The sequence below is a fragment of the Streptomyces sp. NPDC028308 genome, assembly GCF_055565855.1.
This window is the reverse complement of the sequence record NZ_JBVHTO010000017.1, coordinates 200,575-222,986: the sequence shown is the minus strand read 5'-3', so window position 1 is coordinate 222,986 and position 22,412 is coordinate 200,575. Positions and strand designations below refer to the sequence as shown.

General features: G+C 70.9%; 22 protein-coding genes, 5 tRNA genes and 1 pseudogene. 18 read left to right on the top strand and 10 right to left on the bottom strand.

Annotated features, from left to right (window positions below; genetic code table 11):
• Positions 1-169: 169 nt before the first annotated feature.
• The 4 genes from ACZ4VA_RS35335 to ACZ4VA_RS35320 form a co-directional block, all read right to left on the bottom strand.
• Entirely contained in the window at positions 170-748 is a 579-nt protein-coding gene (locus ACZ4VA_RS35335; protein ID WP_356171890.1) for a GTP-binding protein, read from the bottom strand.
• Positions 729-1,127, bottom strand: a complete 399-nt coding sequence (locus ACZ4VA_RS35330) for a DUF742 domain-containing protein (RefSeq protein ID WP_059131717.1) — start codon at positions 1,125-1,127, stop codon at positions 729-731. The genes ACZ4VA_RS35335 and ACZ4VA_RS35330 overlap by 20 nt, the downstream gene beginning before the upstream one ends.
• A gap of 111 nt (positions 1,128-1,238) precedes the next feature.
• Positions 1,239-1,652, bottom strand: a complete 414-nt coding sequence (locus ACZ4VA_RS35325; protein ID WP_010984127.1) for a roadblock/LC7 domain-containing protein — start codon at positions 1,650-1,652, stop codon at positions 1,239-1,241.
• A gap of 9 nt (positions 1,653-1,661) precedes the next feature.
• Positions 1,662-5,447 (bottom strand): sensor histidine kinase, encoded by a 3,786-nt coding sequence (locus tag ACZ4VA_RS35320; RefSeq protein ID WP_468084008.1) that lies wholly within the window; start codon positions 5,445-5,447, stop codon positions 1,662-1,664.
• Between the two features lie 597 nt (positions 5,448-6,044).
• Between ACZ4VA_RS35320 and ACZ4VA_RS35315 the strand changes: the two genes are divergently transcribed.
• The 9 genes from ACZ4VA_RS35315 (at position 6,045) to ACZ4VA_RS35275 (ending at position 10,143) form a co-directional block, all read left to right on the top strand.
• Positions 6,045-6,233: a hypothetical protein gene (locus ACZ4VA_RS35315; RefSeq protein WP_389391773.1), complete on the top strand. Its 189-nt coding sequence runs from the start codon at positions 6,045-6,047 to the stop codon at positions 6,231-6,233.
• A 203-nt stretch (positions 6,234-6,436) separates the two neighbouring features.
• Positions 6,437-7,225 (top strand): fumarylacetoacetate hydrolase family protein, encoded by a 789-nt coding sequence (locus tag ACZ4VA_RS35310; RefSeq protein ID WP_355793608.1) that lies wholly within the window; start codon positions 6,437-6,439, stop codon positions 7,223-7,225.
• Positions 7,218-8,693 (top strand): glutamate--tRNA ligase, encoded by a 1,476-nt coding sequence (gene gltX / locus ACZ4VA_RS35305; RefSeq protein ID WP_468084005.1) that lies wholly within the window; start codon positions 7,218-7,220, stop codon positions 8,691-8,693. The genes ACZ4VA_RS35310 and gltX overlap by 8 nt, the downstream gene beginning before the upstream one ends.
• A 116-nt stretch (positions 8,694-8,809) precedes the next feature.
• A complete protein-coding gene (locus ACZ4VA_RS35300; RefSeq protein ID WP_356243180.1) occupies positions 8,810-9,544 on the top strand; it encodes an HAD family hydrolase in 735 nt (244 codons plus the stop codon).
• Between the two features lie 91 nt (positions 9,545-9,635).
• A tRNA-Gln gene (locus ACZ4VA_RS35295) sits at positions 9,636-9,707 on the top strand.
• Between the two features lie 42 nt (positions 9,708-9,749).
• Positions 9,750-9,822 (top strand) — tRNA-Glu (locus tag ACZ4VA_RS35290).
• A gap of 62 nt (positions 9,823-9,884) precedes the next feature.
• Positions 9,885-9,957: transfer RNA gene (locus ACZ4VA_RS35285), tRNA-Glu, on the top strand.
• A 21-nt stretch (positions 9,958-9,978) separates the two neighbouring features.
• Positions 9,979-10,050 (top strand) — tRNA-Gln (locus ACZ4VA_RS35280).
• Positions 10,051-10,070: 20 nt separating this feature from the next.
• A tRNA-Glu gene (locus tag ACZ4VA_RS35275) sits at positions 10,071-10,143 on the top strand.
• A gap of 49 nt (positions 10,144-10,192) precedes the next feature.
• On the opposite strand, the gene ACZ4VA_RS35270 is transcribed toward ACZ4VA_RS35275, so the two are convergent.
• Positions 10,193-10,837, bottom strand: a complete 645-nt coding sequence (locus tag ACZ4VA_RS35270; RefSeq protein ID WP_355792840.1) for a MerR family transcriptional regulator — start codon at positions 10,835-10,837, stop codon at positions 10,193-10,195.
• 81 nt (positions 10,838-10,918) lie between these two features.
• Here ACZ4VA_RS35270 and ACZ4VA_RS35265 point away from each other — a divergent pair.
• Positions 10,919-11,431: pseudogene (locus ACZ4VA_RS35265) on the top strand (DUF4188 domain-containing protein); the annotation flags it as partial.
• Between the two features lie 381 nt (positions 11,432-11,812).
• Here ACZ4VA_RS35265 and ndgR read toward each other — a convergent pair.
• Positions 11,813-12,529, bottom strand: a complete 717-nt coding sequence (gene ndgR / locus ACZ4VA_RS35260) for an IclR family transcriptional regulator NdgR (protein ID WP_028806673.1) — start codon at positions 12,527-12,529, stop codon at positions 11,813-11,815.
• Positions 12,530-12,720: 191 nt separating this feature from the next.
• On the opposite strand from ndgR, the gene leuC reads away from it, so the two are divergent.
• The 4 genes from leuC (at position 12,721) to ACZ4VA_RS35240 (ending at position 16,074) form a co-directional block, all read left to right on the top strand.
• Complete coding sequence (gene leuC, locus ACZ4VA_RS35255; RefSeq protein ID WP_355790773.1) at positions 12,721-14,154, top strand: 3-isopropylmalate dehydratase large subunit; 1,434 nt, start codon at positions 12,721-12,723, stop codon at positions 14,152-14,154.
• 6 nt (positions 14,155-14,160) lie between these two features.
• Complete coding sequence (gene leuD, locus ACZ4VA_RS35250) at positions 14,161-14,754, top strand: 3-isopropylmalate dehydratase small subunit (RefSeq protein WP_355790776.1); 594 nt, start codon at positions 14,161-14,163, stop codon at positions 14,752-14,754.
• Between the two features lie 277 nt (positions 14,755-15,031).
• Positions 15,032-15,262 (top strand): SCO5555 family protein, encoded by a 231-nt coding sequence (locus tag ACZ4VA_RS35245; RefSeq protein WP_355790779.1) that lies wholly within the window; start codon positions 15,032-15,034, stop codon positions 15,260-15,262.
• Positions 15,263-15,399: 137 nt separating this feature from the next.
• Positions 15,400-16,074 carry an HU family DNA-binding protein gene (locus tag ACZ4VA_RS35240; protein ID WP_355790782.1) on the top strand — a complete coding sequence of 225 codons (675 nt, stop codon included), beginning with the start codon at positions 15,400-15,402 and terminating at the stop codon, positions 16,072-16,074.
• An 85-nt stretch (positions 16,075-16,159) separates the two neighbouring features.
• On the opposite strand, the gene ACZ4VA_RS35235 is transcribed toward ACZ4VA_RS35240, so the two are convergent.
• Together ACZ4VA_RS35235 and cofC are read right to left on the bottom strand one after the other, a co-directional pair.
• Positions 16,160-16,363 carry a hypothetical protein gene (locus ACZ4VA_RS35235; protein WP_356171907.1) on the bottom strand — a complete coding sequence of 68 codons (204 nt, stop codon included), beginning with the start codon at positions 16,361-16,363 and terminating at the stop codon, positions 16,160-16,162.
• Between the two features lie 75 nt (positions 16,364-16,438).
• Positions 16,439-17,107 (bottom strand): 2-phospho-L-lactate guanylyltransferase, encoded by a 669-nt coding sequence (gene cofC / locus ACZ4VA_RS35230; protein WP_388906784.1) that lies wholly within the window; start codon positions 17,105-17,107, stop codon positions 16,439-16,441.
• Between the two features lie 143 nt (positions 17,108-17,250).
• Between cofC and ACZ4VA_RS35225 the strand changes: the two genes are divergently transcribed.
• The 3 genes from ACZ4VA_RS35225 (at position 17,251) to ACZ4VA_RS35215 (ending at position 20,339) form a co-directional block, all read left to right on the top strand.
• Positions 17,251-18,021, top strand: a complete 771-nt coding sequence (locus ACZ4VA_RS35225; RefSeq protein ID WP_389391729.1) for a lysophospholipid acyltransferase family protein — start codon at positions 17,251-17,253, stop codon at positions 18,019-18,021.
• Complete coding sequence (locus tag ACZ4VA_RS35220) at positions 18,018-19,028, top strand: NAD(P)H-dependent glycerol-3-phosphate dehydrogenase (RefSeq protein ID WP_355784670.1); 1,011 nt, start codon at positions 18,018-18,020, stop codon at positions 19,026-19,028. The genes ACZ4VA_RS35225 and ACZ4VA_RS35220 overlap by 4 nt, the downstream gene beginning before the upstream one ends.
• Positions 19,029-19,181: 153 nt before the next feature.
• Positions 19,182-20,339 (top strand): D-alanine--D-alanine ligase family protein, encoded by a 1,158-nt coding sequence (locus ACZ4VA_RS35215; protein ID WP_356171914.1) that lies wholly within the window; start codon positions 19,182-19,184, stop codon positions 20,337-20,339.
• Between the two features lie 16 nt (positions 20,340-20,355).
• Here the strand turns inward: ACZ4VA_RS35215 and ACZ4VA_RS35210 are convergent, their stop codons facing one another.
• Positions 20,356-20,847, bottom strand: coding sequence for a DUF3515 domain-containing protein (locus tag ACZ4VA_RS35210; protein WP_355791001.1), 492 nt, complete (start codon positions 20,845-20,847; stop codon positions 20,356-20,358).
• 20 nt (positions 20,848-20,867) lie between these two features.
• Positions 20,868-21,101 carry an Lrp/AsnC family transcriptional regulator gene (locus ACZ4VA_RS35205; RefSeq protein WP_121406178.1) on the bottom strand — a complete coding sequence of 78 codons (234 nt, stop codon included), beginning with the start codon at positions 21,099-21,101 and terminating at the stop codon, positions 20,868-20,870.
• A 206-nt stretch (positions 21,102-21,307) separates the two neighbouring features.
• Between ACZ4VA_RS35205 and ACZ4VA_RS35200 the strand changes: the two genes are divergently transcribed.
• A complete protein-coding gene (locus tag ACZ4VA_RS35200) occupies positions 21,308-22,273 on the top strand; it encodes a thiamine-phosphate kinase (RefSeq protein ID WP_355785655.1) in 966 nt (321 codons plus the stop codon).
• The last annotated feature ends 139 nt before the right edge of the window (positions 22,274-22,412 follow it).

The window sequence follows — 22,412 nt, the reverse complement described above, 5'->3', positions numbered from 1 at the left end:
TGAGCACAGCGACACCGAGCGACCGCGACGCGTGGCGGCCCGAGCGGATATCTCTGTCGAAACGTTATGAACACTGAGGCCGACCGTGTCAAAGGACACAGCCGGCTCCAGCGAATCTACGACAACTGCCGTATGGCGTTGCCGACTTGAATGGTATGGGCCCGGGCGGCTACCGCAGGCGGGCCATCAGGGCGTGCTCGACCAGGGTGATCAGCGCGCTCTTCGCGTCGGCGCGGTGCCGGGCGTCCGTCGTGATGATCGGGGCGTCCGGACCGATCTGCAGCGCCTCGCGCACCTCTTCGGGCGAGTACGGCTGGTGCCCGTCGAAGCCGTTGAGGGCGATGACGAACGGCAGACCCGAGTTCTCGAAGTAGTCGACCGCCGGGAAGCAGTCGGCGAGCCTGCGGGTGTCCACCAGGACCACGGCACCGATGGCGCCGCGGACCAGGTCGTCCCACATGAACCAGAAGCGGTCCTGTCCGGGGGTGCCGAACAGGTACAGGATCAGGTCCTGGTCCAGAGTGATACGGCCGAAGTCCATGGCCACCGTGGTGGTGGTCTTGTCCCCGGTGTGGGTGAGGTCGTCGATCCCCGCGGACGCGGACGTCATGACGGCCTCGGTGCGCAGGGGGTTGATCTCCGAGACGGCGCCGACGAACGTGGTCTTGCCCACGCCGAAGCCACCTGCCACCACGATCTTCGCGGAGGTGGTCGCCCGGCCGCCTCCGTCAGAGCTTGCGAAGTCCACTGAGCACCCTTTCGAGCAGTGTCACGTCCGGTGCACCGCCGTTGTTCTCGTCGCCGCCCGGCTGGTGGATGGCGACGAGTCCCGCCTCGGCGAGGTCCGCGACAAGAATCCTGGCCACACCAAGAGGCATCGACAGCAGGGCCGAGACCTCGGCCACCGACTTCACCTCTCGGCAGAGGTGGCATATTCGCTGGTGCTCGGGGAGCAGCCCCATCAGCTGCGCCGGGTCGGCCGTGGTGCTGATCAGCGCCTCGATCGCGAGCTGGTAACGCGGCCGGGTCCGGCCGCCGGTCATCGCATACGGACGTACCAGCGGCTGGTCGCCCTCGTCTCCGTACGGCTCAGCGTACGGATCATGAGAGGCGGTGGGCGGGGTCATGAATCCTCCGGGCGGGACAGCAAGTCGGTCAGTCGTGCCGTCGGGGAAGGGCCGGTGGGGGGATTGTGTCGGCCGGACGGTGATTGCGTGAGTTCGCTGGAACCAGGGCCGTCAGTGCAGCAGACTTCCCTGTAGTTCGGCACGCAGGTCGGGCGTGAGCACAGCGCCCGCGCGGTCGACGAGCAGTGCCATCTCGTAGCCGACAAGGCCGATGTCGCACTCGGGGTGGGAGAGGACCGCCAGCGACGATCCGTCCGAGACGGACATCAGGAAGAGGAAGCCGCGCTCCATCTCGACGACGGTCTGGGCCACCGTGCCGCCCTCGAAGATCCGGGATGCCCCGGCCGTGAGCGAGGTGAGCCCGGACGCGACCGCCGCGAGCTGGTCGGCGCGATCGCGCGGGAAGCCTTCGGACATCGCCAGAAGGAGTCCGTCGGCGGACACGACGACGGTGTGGGACACCCCTGGGGTGTTGTCCACGAAGTTGGTGATCAACCAGTTCAGGTTCTGTGCCGCCTGGCTCATCGGGCTCAACTAGTGCTCCTGCTGGTGAGTGGGGCTGGGGAAGCTGCCGGTCTGGCCACTACCGGCCTGGCGACCCTGCTGGATGCCCCGACGGAGATTGGTCAGCCGGCCGCGTACGTCATCGGGCGCACGCGATACCTGCGGACCGGGTTGGTGCTGTTGCTGCTGAGCCGTGCCCGCGACGAGGTTCGCACGCGGTACCCGGCGCGGCAGGCCTGAGGTGGTGACCCCGCCTGCCGACGGTTGACGGACGCGCTCTGCCTGCCGGACGAGGTCGTCGTTCGGAGAGCTGCGCCACGAGGAGGCGGCAGGCGGACTTGCCTGCCGGGAAGGTGCGGGTGCCTGCGACTGCGGCTGGAAGCCCTGCGCGGAACCCTGCGAGCCGTTGTGTCGGCCGCCCTGGTGCTGACCGCCCTGGTGCTGACCGCCCTGGGCCTGTCCGCCCTGCGGCTGCGCCTGACCGCCCTGTGCCTGACCGCCCTGCGCCTGACCGTGGAACCAGTTGGTCTCCAACGTGTCGTACAGCGGCGTGCGGCCGTCGCCCGGACCCGCCGGCGGCAGGGCCTCGGGCTCCTGCGGGCGCACCGGACGCTGCTGCGGCGCCTGCTGGCGCTGGGCGGGCGGACGCGGGGCGCCGAAGTCGGCCGGACCGCCGCCGTTGACCTGCGGCCGCTCGAACTGGCCGGTCGTCGACGGGTCCTGCGCGCCGTAGCCCTGCACCGGGAACTGGCCCGTGGCGGAGGGTGAGGCCGCGCCGCCGTACAGGTCGGGGCGGGCGAACGACCCGGTGTTCTGCGGCGCCGCCACGCCGGGGCGCGGGGCGTCGTAGTCCGGGCGGGGGAACTCGGAGGTGGAGCCGATGCCCTGGCGGTCGTCGATCCGGGGGATCTCCGAGGTCGCGCCCGGGCCCTGACGGTCGTCGATCCGCGGCAGCCGCGAGGTCGAGGACAGCGGGTCCGGCTCCTCGTGTCCGCGCGGGGTGTCCAGCGAGGCGCGCGGCACCGGCGGCTGGGCGTTCTCGTCGCTCCAGCTCGGCCGCTGCTGGGCGTTGCCGCCGGGCAGCTCGGCCCGGGCACCGCCACCGCGGCCGGGCAGCTGCGGCCTGCGCCGACGGGACTCCTTCGGCTGCTGCGGGGGCGTGGCCGCGGGGGCGGCCTGCTGCGTACCGGTTCCGGTGTCGCCGAAACCGCCGGGTGCGGCGTCACCGAAGCCGCCCCGGCGTGAGCCGGTGCCGCCGTCGTTGAAGTTCTGCGGTGCGCCGGTCCCGGCGGCCTGGAGGCCCTGCGGGGCGCCCGGCGCGCTCTGGCCGAAGGCACCGGCACCGGCCGGAGCCGGCCTGCCCTGCGCCGGGCCGCCCTGGCCGTGCTGCGGCGCGGCGGGACCCTGCGGCCCGCGTGCCCCGCCCTGGCCACCCGGGCGAGGGCCCTGGTTGCTGGTGGGCAGTGCGGCGCGCGGCCCCTGGCCGGCACCCACCTGTCCGCGCTGCGGAGCGGAGCCGAGGAGACCGCCGCCGGCCGCGGGAGCACCCGCGCCGAGGGAGGGACCGCCCTGGCCGTTGCCGCGGCGGGCCGCCGCGACACCGGCCGCGGCCTGCGCCGCCGCCGGGCCACCGCTGCCCGGACCGCCCTGTCCCGGCTTGCCGGGGAGCTTCTTGCCGCCCTGGGCGACGTCCACGGGCAGCATGACGAGGGCCGTCGTGCCGCCGGAGTCGGAGGGGCGGAGCTGGATGCGGATGCCGTGTCGCTGCGACAGGCGGCCGACCACGAACAGACCCATGCGGCGGGAGACCGACACGTCCACGGTGGGCGGCGACGCGAGCCGCTCGTTGATCGCGGCCAGGTCCTCGGGGGAGAGGCCGATACCGGTGTCGTGGATCTCGATCAGCACCCGCCCGTCGGGCAGCGCGTGACCGGTGACCTTGACCTTGGTCTGCGGGGAGGAGAACGAGGTGGCGTTCTCCAGCAGCTCGGCGAGCAGGTGCACGAGGTCGTTGACCACACGGCCGGCCACTTCGGTGGTCGGCACGGAGGCCAGCTCGATGCGCTCGTACTGCTCCACCTCGGAGGCGGCGGCGCGGAGCACGTCGACCAGCGGGACCGGGCGGGTCCACCGGCGGCCCGGCTCCTCACCGGCGAGGACGAGGAGGTTCTCGCCGTTACGGCGCATGCGGGTCGCGAGGTGGTCGAGCTTGAACAGCGAGGACAGCTGGTCCGGGTCGGCCTCGCGGGACTCCAGCTCGGAGATGAGCGAGAGCTGACGCTGGATGAGGCCCTGCGAACGGCGCGAGAGGTTGGTGAACATCGCGTTGACGTTGCCTCGCAGGAGGGCCTGCTCGGCGGCCAGTCGGACGGCCTCGCGGTGCACGTCGTCGAACGCCGCGGCCACCTGGCCGATCTCGTCCCGGGAGTGCACACCGACCGACTCGACGGAGGTGTCGACGTCCTGCGGGTCGGACTCGGAGAGCTGCTTGACCAGCTCGGGCAGGCGGTCCTGGGCGACCCTGGTCGCGGTGTCCTGGAGCCGGCGCAGCGAGCGGATCATGGACCGGGCGACGACGAAGGCGCCGACCAGCGAGACACCGAGGACGAGCAGGATCAGCGCACCGGAGATGAGCGCCTCGCGCTCGGACTCGCTGCGCAGCTCACGGGCCTTCTGCTCCATCTGGTTGAGCAGGGTCAGCTCGAGCCTGGACATCGTCTCGATCTTCGTCGAGTCGTCGTCGATCCAGTCCCTGTACGAGAGCTTGCCCTGCGAGCGCATGCCCGCTTCGCTGTTCAGCACACGGCTCGCGTAGCGGTCCGCCGCCTCGATGGTGGGGTTGTTCGAGTCCATGAGCTTGGTCAGGTCCTCGGCGCCCTCGCCGTAGATGTTGTTGAAGGCGTCCAGCTCGGACTTCTGGCTGGTCTGGGCGGAGAGGGCGTACAAGCGGTCGTTCGAGGACAGCGAGCCGAAGGTGTCGTCGTTCGCGGGCAGCGACGCGGCGATGACGGCGCGCTGGACGGACGCGTACTCCTTGGCGGAGGAGAAGGCGGACAGGGCGCGGGTGCGCTGGATCATCTCCGGGTTGCTGGTCGCCTCGGCCATGTCCTGGGAGAGGTCGAGCAGCTGGGAGATGAGGCGGTGGTACGCCTCGACGGTCTGCGAGGAGTTCTTGGGGTCCTTGTAGGCGCCGTTGCGGATGGTGTTGAGGTTGCCCAACTGCTCCGCGATGCCGACGACGCTGTCGCGGACGCCCGTGAGCTGTCCGTTCGCGCTCGCGTCGTCGACTTCCTGGGTGCCGGTGAGGAAGGCCTTGGTCGCGTCGTCCGTCTTGCTGCGGACGCCCTTGACGGTGAAGTCCGTCGCCGTGTTGCCGTGGGCGAGCGGGCCGGCCGACTGGTCGCGCTCGTCCTGGAGCGCGACGGCGAGTTCGGTCGCCTGCCTCGTCATGTCCGTCAGCAGCTTCATGTTGTCGAGCTGCTGGATGTCGTCCATGGACTGGTTGATGCGCAGCGCGCCGAGCGAGGTCGCGGCGACCACGGGGAGCGCGAGCAGCGAGACCAGACGGGTCGAGATGCGCCAGTTGCGCAGCGCTATTCGCGAACCGGGTCCCGTCGGGCTCTTCACCGTCCCGGCCGTCGCGCCGCTGCCCGTCGCACCGGGCCGCGTGGAGCGGTCGCCGCTGCCACCGCCGGACTCGGCCGGTCCCGGGTTCTGGGCGTGCTGGGGCGAGGAGCTGACGGCCATGGGGCCAGTCCCGCCGTGCGGCTCCGGCTCCGCCGAAGCGCTGCCATCCCTCTTGAAACGTCCCTGCACTAGCGTCGCAACCTCTGGACCAGGCGTCCCTCCGCACAGGCGGCTAGGACGGTGTCGGCGTCGTTCAAGGGCGCAGTGCGCCCCCTGGTGGTCGTGAGTGACCGGCGCTGGCTCCCCCTTCCCGCCGCCACTCGGCGCTGCGTTGCGCCCCTGCGCGCCGGTTCCATCCCGCGGCGGTCCGTGGAATTCCAGCACAGTGCAGGATCTCCAACAAGGCCCGAGTACCGGCCTGTGACCACTGTGACACCTTGTGAGGGACGCGTCACGAGACGTACAAAGCGATCTCGTACATAAGGGGCGTATCAGTACGACTCCCTGCGGTGGACCGGGTGTCCCAGTCGCCATGATCAGGAGCGGAATACGCGGTTCAGTGGCGCAATGTCCGTTTCGCCCGATGGGGTCGAGAGTCTGGTTTACGGCTTTTATCCGCTCCCCAGTGAGTAAACTCACACGGAAATCATGGCGCCTTCACGCCATCGCCAGGGAATTGAATGTTTAGCCTGACGCTTTACAGGGATGGCGAATCCGACAACCCGCGCTTGTGCGACGCCCCTTGGGGCCCGCCCGGCGCCCGCACCCGCGAGGTCCAGAACAACAGTGAAGACCACGATGATGTTCCACAACATTGCCAACCCGCGACGCACGACGCTGGCGCACCTCACCGACGCCGAAGAGCTGCAGACGCCGGACCGGCCGGAGCACTCCGTGGAACTTCCCGCGCAGACCGCCAACCCCCGCCGCACGGTCCTGATGGAAGCCCCCGTCGCGGCCGCCGTCGCCGAGTAGTACGCGCCGGGGCCGCCACCCGTTCACCGGAGCGGCCCCGGACCCCGGAGGACGCCCCCTCCCGGCGCCGACCGGGGGACCCGCACGGCTCCTCCGCCCGGCACCCCCGCGGCACCGCTGACACGCGTGGGTGGCCCGCCCCCGGCCGCGTTAGCCTGGAGCGTCAGACTCCAGCCGGCTCAGCAGAGGGGCGCAACGATCCCGTGCGCATCGCCAGATTCTCCATCGACGGCAACGTCGCTTTCGGCGCGGTCGAGGGCGACAGGCCGGACGAGCTCGTCCTCGACATCATCAAGGGCATCCCGTTCGCGGACTTCGAGCTCTCCGGTACGAAGGTCCCGCTGAGCAAGGTCAGGCTGCTGCCCCCGGTGCTCCCGAACAAGGTCGTCGCCTTCGGGCGCAACTACGCGGAGCACGCGGCGGAGCTCGGCAACGACGTGCCGGACGCCCCGTTCGCCTTCTTCAAGCCGTCGACGTCCGTCACCGGCCCCGGCGACGAGATCGCCTACCCCTCCTTCTCGAACGAGCTGCACCACGAGGCGGAACTCGCCGTGGTCATCGGCCGCATGTGCCGTGAGGTCCCGCGCGAGCGCGTCAAGGACGTCATCCTCGGCTTCACCTGCGCCAACGACGTCACCGCGCGCGACGTCCAGAAGCGCGAGAAGCAGTGGGCGCGGGCCAAGGGCTTCGACACCTCCTGCCCGCTCGGCCCCTGGGTGGAGACGGACCTCGAACTGCAGGCGATCGCCGAGGGCATCACCATCCAGTGCACGGTCAACGGGCAGCAGCGCCAGCTCGGCCGCACCAGCGAGATGATCCACTCCGTCGAGGACCTGATCGTCAACATCACCGAGGCCATGACGCTGCTCCCCGGCGACGTGATCCTCACGGGCACCCCCGCGGGGGTCGGCCCCCTCAACGTCGGCGACGAGGTCGCCGTCACCATCGAAGGCATCGGCACTCTCACCAACAAGGTGATCAAGCGTGGCTAACGGCTCCGTCCGCGTACGTTTCTGTCCCTCCCCGACCGGCAACCCCCACGTGGGCCTGGTCCGCACCGCCCTGTTCAACTGGGCGTTCGCCCGGCACCACGAGGGCACCCTGGTCTTCCGCATCGAGGACACCGACGCGGCCCGCGACTCCGAGGAGTCGTACCTGCAGCTGCTCGACTCGATGCGCTGGCTGGGCTTCGACTGGGACGAGGGCCCCGAGGTGGGCGGCCCGCACGCTCCGTACCGCCAGTCGCAGCGCATGGACCTCTACAAGGACGTCGCCGCGAAGCTGCTGGACGCCGGTCACGCGTACCACTGCTACTGCTCGACCGAGGAGCTGGACGCGCGCCGCGACGCCGCCCGCGCCGCCGGCAAGCCGTCCGGCTACGACGGCCACTGCCGCGAGCTGACCGCCGAGCAGAAGGCGGCCTACGAGGCGGAGGGCCGTACGCCCATCGTCCGCTTCCGCATGCCCGACGAGCCGATCACCTTCACGGACCTGGTCCGCGGCGAGATCACCTACCTCCCGGAGAACGTGCCGGACTACGGCATCGTCCGCGCGAACGGCGCCCCGCTCTACACGCTGGTCAACCCGGTCGACGACGCCCTGATGGAGATCACCCACGTCCTGCGCGGCGAGGACCTGCTCTCCTCCACCCCCCGCCAGATCGCCCTCTACAAGGCGCTGACGGAGCTGGGCATCGCCAAGGAGACCCCCGCCTTCGGCCACCTGCCGTACGTGATGGGCGAGGGCAACAAGAAGCTCTCCAAGCGCGACCCGCAGTCCTCGCTGAACCTCTACCGCGAGCGCGGCTTCCTCCCGGAGGGCCTGCTCAACTACCTCTCGCTGCTGGGCTGGTCGCTCTCCGCCGACCGCGACATCTTCTCCGTGGACGAGATGGTCGCCGCCTTCGACATCGCGGACGTGAACCCGAACCCGGCCCGCTTCGACCTCAAGAAGGCCGAGGCGATCAACGCCGACCACATCCGCCTGCTCGACGTGAAGGACTTCACCGAGCGCTGCGCGCCCTGGCTGAAGGCCCCCTTCGCCCCCTGGGCGCCGGAGGACTTCGACGAGGCGAAGTGGCAGGCCGTCGCGCCGCACGCGCAGACCCGCCTCAAGGTCCTCTCCGAGATCACGGACAACGTCGACTTCCTGTTCCTTCCGGAGCCGGTCTTCGACGAGGCGCACTGGAGCAAGGCGATGAAGGAGGGCTCGGACGCCCTGCTGCGCACGGCCCGCGCCAAGCTGGAGGCGGCCGACTGGTCGAGCCCCGAGTCCCTCAAGGAGGCCGTCCTGGCCGCCGGCGAGGAGCACGGCCTCAAGCTCGGAAAGGCCCAGGCCCCGGTCCGCGTCGCCGTCACCGGCCGCACGATCGGCCTGCCGCTCTTCGAGTCCCTGGAGATCCTGGGCAAGGAGAAGACCCTGGCCCGCGTCGACGCGGCCCTGGCCCGGCTGGCCGCGTAACCGCACGGCACACCGAAGGGGGGCGGCGTCCGGACCGGACGCCGCCCCCCTTCCGTCGTCGTACGCCCTTCCCCGACCCCCGGACAGGCGGGTGCGGCCGGAGTTACCGTCGGGGCATGAGCATCAGGGCCGTGGTCTGGGACATCGACGACACGATCTTCGACTACACGGCCGCGGACCGCTCCGGCATGCGCGGGCACCTGGCCGCCGAGGGCCTGCTCGACGCGTACGGGACCGTTGAGCTGGCCCTCGCCCACTGGCGGGAGCACACCGACCGGCAGTGGGCGCGGTTCGCGGCCGGCGAGGCGACCTTCGAGGAGCAGCGCCGGGACCGTGTGCGGGCCTTCCTCGGGCGGGAGCTGACCGACGCCGAGGCCGACGCCTGGTTCCACCGTTATCTCGGTCACTACGAGTCCGGGTGGGCCCTCTTCCCGGACGTGCTGCCCGTCCTGGACGCGCTCGCCGGCAGCCACCGCCACGCCGTGCTCTCCAACTCCAGCCTGCACGTGCAGGAACGCAAGCTGCGCGTCCTCGGGGTGCGCGACCGCTTCGAGGCCGTCCTGTGCGCGGCCGAGCTGGGCGTCTCCAAGCCCGCCCCCGAGGCCTTCCACGCGGCCTGCGACGCCCTCGGACTGCCGCCGGGGCAGGTCGCGTACGTCGGCGACCACCCGGAGATCGACGGCCGCGGCGCCCACGAGGCGGGGCTGCTCTCCGTGTGGATCGACCGTGACGGCGCCCACACCGTCACGGCCGTGCCCGCCGCGGGCCCGCGCCGGATCGCCTCGCTGGCCGAACTCCCCGCGCTGCTCGGCGCCGATACCCGTTTTGGAGCGCCGTCCACCTTCGGGTAATGTTCTTCCTGCGCCGCCGGAGAGCGGGCCGAAAGGCCGGACCCCCGAGGCGCAAGCTAAAACAAAATCCCCGTGGGGGATGGCGTTTCAGTGGCCTATGGTGTAATTGGCAGCACGACGGTTTCTGGTTCCGTTAGTCTAGGTTCGAGTCCTGGTAGGCCAGCTCGCAGAGCTTATCTGCATCGCAGAGTCCAGTCTCTGCAAGGCCCCCGTTGTGTAGCGGCCTAGCACGCCGCCCTCTCAAGGCGGTAGCGCCGGTTCGAATCCGGTCGGGGGTACAGATCCTTCCCAGGGGGACAGTCCGGGTCGCACCCGCTGACTCTCATGCAGGATCGCTAGGGCCCCCGTTGTGTAGCGGCCTAGCACGCCGCCCTCTCAAGGCGGTAGCGCCGGTTCGAATCCGGTCGGGGGTACTCGGTGGTCTAGACCATCATTGGGCTATGGTGTAATTGGCAACACGACGGTTTCTGGTTCCGTTGTTCTAGGTTCGAGTCCTGGTAGCCCAGCTGGATCACTCGTGATCCTCGCCCCCGTTGTGTAGCGGCCTAGCACGCCGCCCTCTCAAGGCGGTAGCGCCGGTTCGAATCCGGTCGGGGGTACGCAGTCCGCAGGGCCCCCACTCCGGTGGGGGCCCTGCGGCGTTCCCGGTCACTCGATGCCGTACCGCCGCGCCGACTCCTCCTCCTGCGCCAGCCGGTGCAGCGCCTTCAGCACCGGCTCGAAGAGGACCGCGGCCGCGACCGCCGTCTCCACCTTCTCCGCCTCCGACGGGTGCGTCTCCACGAAGTCCAGGTCGCGCACGGCCGCCCGGTGCATCAACTCCGCGTACGGCGCCATGAGTTCGGCGTTCCAGGGATAGCCGAGCCGGATGAGCGTGGCCACCGCCACCACCAGCGAGCGGTGCACGGGGGAGAGGGTGCTCAACTCCCGTGCCGTTTCCCAGCCCAGCCTCTCCAACAGCCGGTCCACCTCGCGCCGGGCGGTGACCACGGCCGGGTCCTCCTCGTCCGGCTCGGGCTCCTGCGGCAGCGCCCAGAGTGCCGCGCCCAGCCGGATCGTGCGGCCCAGCGAGTCGTCGTCGACATGACCGAGGATCTCCCGCGCCGTCGCCACCGGCACCCGGCCCACCTGGATCAGCGCGCGGACCAGCCGCAGCCGGCGCAGATGGCCTTCGTCGTACTCGGCGGTCGTCGCGCCGATCCGGCGGCCGGGCGCCAACAGGCCTTCCCGCAGGTAGTACTTGATGGTCGCGACGGAGACTCCGCTGCGCTCGCTCAGTTCCGTCAGCCGCATGTCTTGCGCCCCTCCATGGATAACGGCACTATCCAAGCACCAGGCACTTGGATAGTGCCGTTATCCAATACGGGGGGCCACATGTTCGCCAAGCCGATCCCGGGCCGGATCACCGCGGACACCGAGGGGGACGTGACCGTCCTGCTGATCGGTATGCGCATCAACCACTTCTGGGCCGTGCACCACTGGCTGCCGGTGCTCGCGGCGATGCCCCGGATGCTGCGCGAACTGGCCCGCGACCCGGGCCGGGGGCTGCTCGGTCACGTCCTGCTGACCGCCTCCCCGCGCACGTACTACGTGGTCCAGTACTGGGAGTCCAAGGAGAAGCTCTACGCGTACGCGGCGGCGCCGGACATGTTCCACCACCGGGCGTGGGCGATGGTCAACCGCAAGGAGCGGGCGGGCAAGGTCCGTCAGCACGTGGGGCTCTGGCACGAGGCGTACGTCGTCCCGGAGGGGTCGTACGAGTCGATCTACGTCGACATGCCGCCCTTCGGTCTCGCCGCCGCGCACGGTGTCCTGCCGCTGGAGAAGCGGGGACGGAGGGCGGCCGACCGCTTCGCGCACCGGTCGTCCGGGGCGGCGGGGGGAGAGGCGCGGGGAGCGGCGCCGGAGGTGTGTCCGGCGGCAGAGGCCGTTCCGGAGGCCGTTCCGGAGGCCGTTCCGGCAGTTCCGCGGGCCGAGGACGGGCCGGCGGCCGGGTAGCCGGGCGGGACGGATGCCGACTCGGGGGCCGGCGGCCAGATGGCGCGACGCGACGGGGTGCCGGGCGGGGGCGGTCCGGTGGGGGAGCCGCGCCCGGTAGGGCTGCCTGGCGGTGACAGGGGCCGTGACAGAGACGGCGGCCGGCGGCGGGCCACCCTCGTGAAGGGGCTTGCGTCGGCCGGTCGCGGGCGGGAGACGGCCCGGGGTGCGGGGCGGTGGTGAGGGGGGAGGGCCTGCCGCGGCGTTGAGGCCGGCCCCACCCCGGTCGGGTCAGCCCGTGCGGCGCAGGGCCTCGGAGAGTCGTCCGGCGGCGTCGATGACCGCCTGGGCGTGCATCCGCCCCGGGTGGCGGGTCAGGCGCTCGATCGGTCCGGAGACCGAGACGGCGGCGACCACGCGGTTCGAGGGGCCGCGGACCGGCGCGGAGACGGACGCGACGCCCGGCTCGCGCTCACCGATCGACTGGGCCCAGCCCCGGCGCCGTACGCCCGACAGGGCCGTGGCCGTGAAGCGCGCGCCCTGGAGGCCGCGGTGCAGACGCTCGGGCTCCTCCCACGCCATCAGGATCTGGGCTGAGGAGCCCGCCTTCATCGTGAGCGTGGAACCCACCGGGACCGTGTCCCGAAGGCCCGAGAGGCGCTCGGCGGCGGCGACGCAGATGCGCATGTCGCCCTGCCGGCGGTAGAGCTGCGCGCTCTCGCCCGTGATGTCGCGCAGATGCGTGAGCACCGGGCCCGCCGTCGCGAGCAGGCGGTCCTCGCCCGCGGCCGCGGCCAGCTCGGCGAGCCGCGGACCGAGGATGAAACGGCCCTGCATGTCGCGCGCCACCATGCGGTGGTGTTCAAGTGCCACGGCGAGGCGATGTGCCGTGGGTCGTGCCAGCCCGGTCGCCGCGACCAGCCCTGCGAGGGTGGCCGGACCGGACTCCAGGGCGCTCAGGACAAGGGCTGCCTTGTCCAGAACTCCTACGCCGCTACTGTTGTCCATGAAACGATACTCGCGTCTCACTCTGTGAAACGCAAGTTCAATTTTCCGTGGAACGCGCCACCCTGGTAGTCACAGCGGCCCGCGGACCAACGGGCCCGGTGGCAGACGTCCGGACGAGGGGTACGCACGTCGCGCCGCCCCGGAGATCTCTAGTTGGGCCGGCGCCACACAAGCCGGCCGGAGGGAAAGCGATGGGTAGGACACTCGCGGAGAAGGTCTGGGACGACCACGTCGTCCGGCGCGCCGAGGGCGAGCCCGACCTCCTCTTCATCGATCTGCACCTGCTGCACGAGGTGACCAGCCCGCAGGCCTTCGACGGCCTCCGTCAGGCCGGCCGTCCGGTGCGCCGCCTCGACCTCACCATCGCCACCGAGGATCACAACACCCCGACCCTCGACATCGACAAGCCCATCGCGGACCCGGTCTCCCGGGTCCAGCTGGAGACGCTGCGCAAGAACTGCGCGGAGTTCGGTGTCCGGCTGCACTCGCTGGGCGACGTGGAGCAGGGCGTCGTCCACGTGGTGGGACCGCAGCTGGGCCTGACCCAGCCGGGCACCACCGTGGTCTGCGGCGACTCCCACACCTCCACGCACGGCGCCTTCGGCGCGCTGGCGTTCGGCATCGGCACCTCGCAGGTCGAGCACGTGCTGGCCACCCAGACGCTGCCGCTGGCCCGCCCCAAGACCATGGCCATCACGGTCGACGGCGAACTGCCCGAGGACGTCACCGCCAAGGACCTGATCCTGGCGATCATCACGAAGATCGGCACCGGCGGCGGCCAGGGCTACATCCTGGAATACCGCGGCTCGGCCATCGAGAAGCTCTCGATGGAGGCCCGGATGACCATCTGCAACATGTCGATCGAGGCCGGCGCCCGTGCGGGCATGATCGCTCCCGACGAGACGACCTTCGAGTACATCAAGGGCCGCGACCACGCCCCCGAGGGCGAGGACTGGGACGCCGCCGTCGCGTACTGGAAGACCCTGAAGTCCGACGAGGACGCGGAATTCGACGCCGAGGTCGTCATCGACGCCGCCTCGCTGGCGCCGTTCGTCACCTGGGGCACCAACCCGGGCCAGGGCGCACCCCTTTCGGCGGCCGTCCCCGATCCGGCTTCGTACGAGGACGCTTCGGAGCGCCACGCCGCCGAAAAGGCCCTGGAGTACATGGGGTTGACCGCGGGGCAGCCGCTGCGCGAGATCAAGGTGGACACGGTCTTCGTAGGTTCGTGCACCAACGGCCGCATCGAGGACCTGCGCGCCGCCGCCTCCATCGTCGAGGGCCGCAAAGTCGCCGACGGCGTACGCATGCTGGTCGTCCCCGGCTCCGCACGGGTCGGTCTGCAGGCCGTCTCCGAGGGCCTGGACGTGGTCTTCAAGGAGGCCGGCGCCGAATGGCGGCACGCGGGCTGCTCGATGTGCCTGGGCATGAACCCGGACCAGCTGGCCCCCGGTGAGCGCTCGGCGTCCACCTCCAACCGCAACTTCGAGGGCAGGCAGGGCAAGGGCGGCCGTACGCATCTGGTCTCGCCGCAGGTCGCCGCCGCCACCGCCGTGCTGGGCCATCTGGCCTCGCCGGCCGACCTGTCCGACGCGCCTGCCGCCCGTACGCCCGCTGGAGTCTGAGAAGTCATGGAAGCATTCACCACGCACACCGGCCGGGCCGTCCCGCTGCGCCGCAGCAACGTCGACACCGACCAGATCATCCCTGCTCACTGGCTCAAGAAGGTGACGCGGGACGGTTTCGAGGACGGGCTGTTCGAGGCCTGGCGCAAGGACCCGTCGTTCATCCTCAACCAGCCCGAGCGCGCGGGCGCCACGGTCCTGGTCGCCGGTCCCGACTTCGGTACGGGCTCCTCGCGCGAGCACGCCGTCTGGGCCCTGCAGAACTACGGCTTCAAGGCCGTGATCTCGTCCCGCTTCGCCGACATCTTCCGGGGCAACTCGCTGAAGAACGGCCTGCTCACCGTGGTCCTGGAGCAGCGGACCGTGGACGCGCTGCAGGACCTCGCCGAGAAGGACCCGCAGGCCGAGATCACGGTCGACCTGGAGGCCCGCGAGGTGCGCGCCGAGGGCATCACCGCCGCCTTCGAGCTCGACGAGAACGCCCGCTGGCGGCTGCTGAACGGGCTGGACGACATCTCCATCACCCTGCAGAACGAGGGCGACATCGCCGCGTACGAGGCGAAGCGCCCCTCGTACAAGCCGAAGACGCTCCAGGTCTGACAGGTGGGCCGGACGAACGGCTGACACAAGGCTGGTTTCAGCCACCCGCAACACCCCTCTGTACCCCCAATCGTGGACGGTTGGGGGTACAGCCGTGTCTGCCCCCGGAACACCTTCCCGGCACCCCTTCGGCCTGCCAACTTCCCACGTTACGGCGGTGGTTGGCGGGGTAGGCGAACCTGAAAGCCGCGTGGCGCCGGGGTGTTCGGGAGGCCGCCACAGGCCGCAGTTGCCCCCTGCGCAGGCGACAACTCGCCCCAGATGGCACAATCTGTGCATGGAACACGACGGCCAACTCGAGCTCTATACGGCGGTCGCGGCCCAACTCAAGGAAGCGCACACACAAGTGCGCGCACTGCAAGTCCCGGAGGGCGTACGGATGGCGCTGGCCCGGAAGCTGCTGGTCATTACGGCCGTGGCCAAGCACGATCTCGCCGATGCGACAAGGCGTCTGGAGCGGTTCATGGCGGACCTCGACGAGGGTCGATTCCCGGAAGAGGAACGCTGAGAACTCCGCGACAGCCCGAGTTCGTTGCGGCACAAGGGTGATTAGCCCGTTTCGTGTTTGATTTGCGGTATATATCTGCCTAACGTGCGAAAACGCTTGAACACTTTCGTTCTGGCAATGTCTCCGAAGGGGAAGACGTGAACAAGGCGCAGCTCGTAGAAGCGATTGCGGACAAGGTCGGCGGCCGTCAGCAGGCCGCCGACGCGGTCGACGCCGTACTGGACGCGGTCGTCCGTGCGGTCGTCAGCGGCGAAAGGGTCTCGGTCACCGGCTTCGGTTCGTTCGAGAAGGTCGACCGCCCGGCCCGCTACGCCCGCAACCCGCAGACGGGAGAGCGTGTTCGGGTCAAGAAGACCTCGGTGCCGCGCTTCCGCGCCGGTCAGGGCTTCAAGGACCTGGTGAGCGGCTCGAAGAAGCTGCCGCGCGGCGGCGAGGTCGCCGTCAAGAAGGCCCCCAAGGGCAGCCTGTCCGGCGGCGCTTCCGCGACGGTCAAGAAGGCCGCGGCCAAGAAGACCACCGCCAAGAAGGCGACGGGCGCCGCCAGGAAGACCACCGCCACCGCGAAGAAGACGACGGCGACGCCGGCGAAGAAGACCACCGCCACGGCGAAGAAGGCCACGGCGAAGAAGACCACCGCCAAGAAGGCCGCCACCGGCACCAAGAAGGCCGCCGCCAAGAAGACCACCGCCAAGAAGGCGACGGGTACGGCGAAGAAGGCCCCGGCGGCCAAGAAGGCGACGGCCACCAAGGCCCCCGCCAAGAAGTCGACGGCTCGCAAGACCACCGCCAAGAAGGCCACCGCCCGCAGGTAGCAGGGGCGCAGGGCAACTCACGCGCCGGGCCGGGCTCCCATCGGGAGCCCGGCCCGCGGCGTGTCCGGGCGCGGCGGGCGCCCGCTCAGAACGTGTGCAGCGTGACCAGGGTGATGTGGCGGGAGGCGCCCTCGCCCTCGAACTCGACGCGCACCCGCTGTCCCGGGCGCAGCAGCCGCAGGGCGCCCGCGTCGAACGCCGGCGCGTCGAAGGGCACCGGGGTGCCGTCGTCGAGCAGCACCTGGCCGCTGCGGGTCTCGGGGTCGTACGTGTACGCGGTCGCCTGCATGAGGGAAGCCTAGGGCCTGCGGCGCGGGCGCACTTCCCCGAGGACCCGTCCCGGGCGCCGTGCTACGGGGGGACTTCAGGGGGCCGGCGGACCCGCGGTCCCCACCGGACGGCCCGGGATCAGCAGCCGGGCCGCCGCGGCCGCCGTACGCGCGCCCACGCCCAGTGCCAGCGCCGCCCGCAGGTCGTCGCCGGTGTCGACGTCCTGGCGTACCGAATCCACCGCTTCCAGGTCCAGTTCCGCGGCTCCCGACGCCCGGTGGCGGGCGCGGGAGGCGGTCCCGAACGACGGCAGCAATTCCCGGCCCGGGGCGGCGGCCAGCAGGGTGGTGCCGATTGCCGCGGCGTCCGCGAGAAAAGCGCGGGGGAATTCCGCGGCGGCGTCGAGTACCCGTTCCAATTCCGTGTGCCGCAGCGCCGGCAGATCCGCGTTCAGAGCGGCCACCGCGCTTTCGGGACTTCGGGAACGCACCACCGCCGCCGCGTGCGCGAGCGCCGCGTTCAGGCCGCCCGCCGGTTCGTCGGGGACGATCCGGGCTCCCAGCGACGCCAGCTCCCGCCCGGCCAGGGAATCGTCCGTGACGACCGCCACATCGCGGACCGCGGCGCAGGCCAGCGCGGCCGCCACGGTGTCCTGGGCGAAAGCGAGGGCGAGGCCCGGACGCAGCACGTCCCCAGCGGTGTCCGAGAGCCTGCTCTTGGCCCGCGCCAGCGCTTTGAGCGGTATGACCAAGGTCCACTGCACGAGCGTTCCGTCCCCTCTTGTCGCGCCCATTGTGACCCGGGCCCCCGGGGACGCCCACGACCGGGGCGTACGGTGTTCTCGACAGACCGGCGGCCCGGGGTGACACTTGTGCGGGCCCCCAGGCCCTAGAGGAAGGTGTCCGCGTGCCCCGCCGCAGAATCGGCTTCTGGTACCGCTTCGCAGCGGTCCTGTGCAAACCGCCACTGGTGGTTCTGATCAAGCGGGACTGGCGTGGAATGGAGAACATTCCGGCTGAGGGCGGATTTATCACCGCGGTGAACCACAATTCGCATGTGGACCCGTTCGCCTACGCACACTTCCAGTACAACACCGGGCGGGTTCCCCGATTTCTGGCGAAGGCGGCGCTTTTCCGCAAGGGGTTCGTGGGCGCCGCGATGCGCGGCACCGGACAGATCCCCGTCTACCGCGAGAGCACCGACGCGCTGAGCGCGTTCCGAGCCGCGATCGAGGCCGTGGAGCGCGGCGAATGCGTCGCCTTCTACCCCGAGGGCACCCTCACCCGTGACCCCGACGGCTGGCCCATGACCGGCAAGACGGGGGCCGCGCGGGTCGCGCTGCAGACCAAGTGCCCGGTGATCCCGGTCGCCCAGTGGGGAGCCAACGAACTGCTCCCGCCCTACGCCAGGAAGCCCAACCTCCTTCCCCGCAAGACCCACCGGGTGCTGGCGGGCCCGCCGGTGGACCTCTCGCGCTTCTACGGCAAGGACATGACCCCCGACCTCCTCAAGGAGGCGACCGAGGTCATCATGGCCGCCGTCACCGCGCTGCTGGAGGAGATCCGCGGGGAGAAGGCGCCCGAGACGCCCTACGACCCCCGCCAGGTACGCATCGAACAGCGCCGCAGGGCCGCGGCGAAGGCGAAGACACAGCAGGAAGAGGGGCAAGGCGCGTGAGCAAGCCGGTCAGGGCGGCCGTCTTCGGGACCGGATCGTGGGGCACGGCCTTCGGCATGGTGCTCGCCGACGCGGGGTGCGACGTCACCCTGTGGGGGCGCCGCGCCGAACTCGCCGAAGCGGTCAACTCCACGCGTACGAACCCGGACTACCTGCCCGGCGTCGAACTCCCGGAGAACCTGCGCGCCACCACGGACCCCGCCGAGGCCGCGGCCGACGCCGACTTCACCGTGCTCGCCGTGCCCTCGCAGACCCTGCGCGGCAACCTCGCCGAGTGGGTGCCGTTGCTCGCCCCCGACACCGTCCTCGTCTCCCTGATGAAGGGTGTCGAACTCGGCTCCGCCATGCGGATGAGCGAGGTCATCGAGGACGTCGCCAAGGTCGGCGAGGACCGCGTCGCCGTGGTCACCGGGCCCAACCTCGCCCGTGAGATCGCCGCGCGGATGCCGGCCGCCTCCGTGGTCGCCTGCCGCTCCGAGGCCGTCGCCCGGCGCCTCCAGGCCGCCTGCCACACGCCGTACTTCCGCCCGTACACCATCACCGACGTCATCGGCAGCGAACTCGGCGGCGCCGTCAAGAACGTGATCGGACTCGCCGTCGGCATCGCGGACGGCATGGGGCTCGGCGACAACGCCAAGGGCTCGCTGATCACCCGCGGGCTCGCCGAGACCACCCGGCTCGGCCTCGCCATGGGCGCCGACCCGTTCACCTTCTCCGGACTCGCGGGCCTGGGCGACCTGGTGGCCACCTGCTCCTCGCCGCTCTCGCGCAACCACACCTTCGGCACCAACCTCGGCAAGGGCATGACCCTCCAGGAGACCATCGCCGTCACCAGGCAGACCGCCGAGGGCGTCAAGTCCTGCGAATCGGTGCTGGATCTGGCGCGCCGGCACGGGGTCGACATGCCCATCACGGAGACAGTCGTGGGCATCGTCCACGAGGGCAAGCCGCCGGTGGTCGCGCTCAAGGAACTCATGTCGCGCAGCGCCAAACCGGAACGCCGCTGACGCCTCCCCGCACCGCCCGACCTGCCCGCGGCGGCGTGCCGCGACGCTCCGCTGTCGTCGGGGCGACAGTGAGCGACGGCAGGCGGACGGTCTCGGGCAACGCCGCCGTGGGGCGCTGACTCACCGCCTACCACCGGGTACTCTCAACGCGATATGAGCACCGAGAACCTCCCCCAGAGCCCCGAGCAGCCGCCTCGCAAGCCGCGCGTGGCCGTCGTCTTCGGCGGTCGCAGCTCCGAACACGGGATCTCCGTGGTCACGGCCGGCGCGGTCCTGCGCGCCATCGACCGTACGAAGTACGACGTACTGCCGATCGGCATCACCCAGGACGGCCGTTGGGCGCTCACGGCGGACGAGCCGGAACGGATGGCGATCGTCGACCGGCGCCAGCCCAGCGTCGACGAGCTGGCCGACGCCGGCGAGGGCGGCGTGGTGCTCCCCGTCGACCCGGCCAACCGCGAAGTCGTCTACAGCGAGCCGGGTTCGGTCCCCAAGGCCCTCGGCGAGGTCGACGTCGTCTTCCCCGTGCTGCACGGCCCCTACGGCGAGGACGGCACCCTCCAGGGCCTCCTGGAACTCTCCGGCGTGCCCTACGTCGGCGCCGGTGTGCTCGCCTCGGCCGTCGGCCAGGACAAGGAGTACATGAAGCGGGTGTTCACCTCCTTCGGGCTGGAGGTGGGCCCGTACGTGGTGATCCGGCCGCGCGAGTGGGACGGCGACCGCTCCGCCGCCCGCAAGAAGATCATCGATTTCGCCGGCGAGCACGGCTGGCCGCTGTTCGTGAAGCCCGCGCGCGCGGGTTCGTCGATCGGCATCACCAAGGTCGACGACCTCGGCGCTCTGGACGAGGCGATCGAGGAGGCCCGGCGCCACGACCCGAAGATCATCGTGGAGGCGCTGCTGCGCGGCCGCGAGATCGAGTGCGGGGTCCTGGAGTTCGAGGACGGTCCGCGGGCCAGCCTGCCCGCCGAGATCCCGCCGGCCCAGTCGCACGCGTACTACGACTTCGAGGCCAAGTACATCGACTCCACCCCCGGCATCGTGCCCGCCCCGCTGACGCCCGAGCAGACCGCCGACGTCCGGCGGCTCGCGGTCGACGCCTTCGAGGCCGTGTCCTGCGAGGGCCTGGTGCGCGCGGACTTCTTCCTCACCGAGGACGGGAAGTTCGTGATCAACGAGGTCAACACCATGCCCGGCTTCACGCCGATCTCGATGTACCCGAAGATGTGGGAGGCGAGCGGCATCGGCTACCCGGAGCTCGTGGACCTGCTGATCCGGGCGGCGCTGCGGCGGTCCACCGGACTGCGCTGACCGTCCGTCCGCGACGTCAGTCGGCGATCCCCTCGGGGATCGCCTTCTTGACGGGCTTCGCCAGATCGACGAGCGCCCCCGCCCCGTTCTTGGAGTGCTCCGCGCTGAGCCGTACCTCGACGTACGCCCTGCGCAGGCTCGACGTGAAGACGTACGAGCCGTCGTCCCGTTCCTGCACCAGCCAGCCCACGCCGTTGATCACGGTGCTGGACGCCTTCGGATCGAGCATCTCGGCGGGTCGTACGACACCGCAGCGCAGTATGATCGCCGGGCCTCCCCAGCCCGCGGTCAGCGCGGACCGGGGCTCGGGGTCCTCCCGCTCCAGGCCGTCCACCTTTTCCGGCAGCACCTTGTCCAGGTTCCGGCACAGCCGGGCGGCGTTCTCGCCCGGGCTGGGAACCGCGGCGGCTGCGCTGTCGTCTGCTGAGGAGCAGCCGGTGACGGCGATCAACAGGGCGAGCACGGACAGCCCGGGGGCAGCGTTCGGCCGGTGACGGAAGATGTTCACCGGCCAAGGGTAGACGGGGGCTACAGGTGCACGACCGGGCAGGTCAGGGTGCGGGTGATGCCGTCCACTTGCTGGACCTTGGCGACCACCATGCGGCCGAGTTCGTCGACGGTGTCGGCCTGGGCCCGCACGATCACGTCGTACGGCCCTGTCACGTCCTCGGCCTGGATCACCCCCGGGATCTTGCTGATCGATTCGGCGACGGTCGACGCCTTGCCGACCTCCGTCTGGATCAGGATGTACGCCTGTACCACGGAACCTCCAGGGCGGCCACGAGGATCATGTGGGGAAAAGGAACGCCACGGTATCGCGTCGCCGCTCGCCACGGGGAGACCCGCGGGGCCTGGGGCTTGCGCGCCGGGGTGCACGGACTGCACAAGTTGACGGTCAACTCGACCGTACCGAGTACAGAGACGGCTCGCGACCGGGCACCGGCCGCGGCAGAGGGAGCAGTACGACGATGAAGGGCACCGTGGGCGAGTTGGGGGAGTTCGGGCTCATCAGAGAGCTCACGTCGCGTCTTACCACCACCCCGGCGGTCCGGGTCGGTCCCGGTGACGACGCCGCGGTCGTCGCCGCCCCGGACCGCAGGGTCGTGGCGAGCACCGACATCCTCCTGGAGGGGCGGCACTTCCGCCGCGACTGGTCCACGGCGTACGACGTGGGACGCAAGGCGGCCGCGCAGAACCTCGCGGACATCGCCGCGATGGGAGCCGTGCCGACCGCGCTGCTGCTCGGCCTGGTCGTGCCGGCCGAACTGCCCGCCACCTGGCCGTCGGAGCTGATGGACGGGCTGCGCGACGAGTGCCAGGTCGCGGGGGCGGCCGTGGTCGGCGGCGACGTCGTACGGGGCGACACGATCACCGTCGCGATCACGGCGCTCGGCGACCTGCGCAACCACGAGCCCGTGACCCGGGCCGGCGCGCAGCCCGGCGACGTCGTCGCCGTGACGGGCTGGCTGGGCTGGTCGGCGGCCGGGTTCGCCGTGCTGTCCCGCGGCTTCCGCTCGCCGCGCGCGTTCGTGGAGGCGCACCGGCGCCCCGAACCGCCGTACCACGCGGGCCCCGCCGCCGCCGGACTCGGCGCGACCTCGATGACGGACGTCAGCGACGGCCTGATCGCCGACCTCGGGCACATCGCCGAGGCCAGCAAGGTGCGCATCGACGTGCGCTCCGGGGACATCGACATCCCCTCGCAGATGAACGACATCGGGCAGGCCGTCGGCGTCGACCCGATCCAGTGGGTGCTCACCGGCGGCGAGGACCACGCCATCGTGGCGACGTTCCCCCCGGACGTGAAGCTGCCCGCACGCTGGAAGGTGATCGGCGAGGTGCTCAACCCGTCGGCGCTGCCGCAGGTGACGGTCGACGGGGCGCCCTGGACCAACAAGGGCGGCTGGGACCACTTCGGGGACATCGAGTCGTGACGCCGAGGTGCTCATCGCGGGGGCGGTGAGCACCTTTCCGGGCGGCGCCGTGGCCCACGCGCGCGCGGGGACAGCAAAAAGCCGGTCCACTGGGAAGTGGACCGGCTCAGAGCAGCGAACCAGCAGTGGCCGCGCGCGA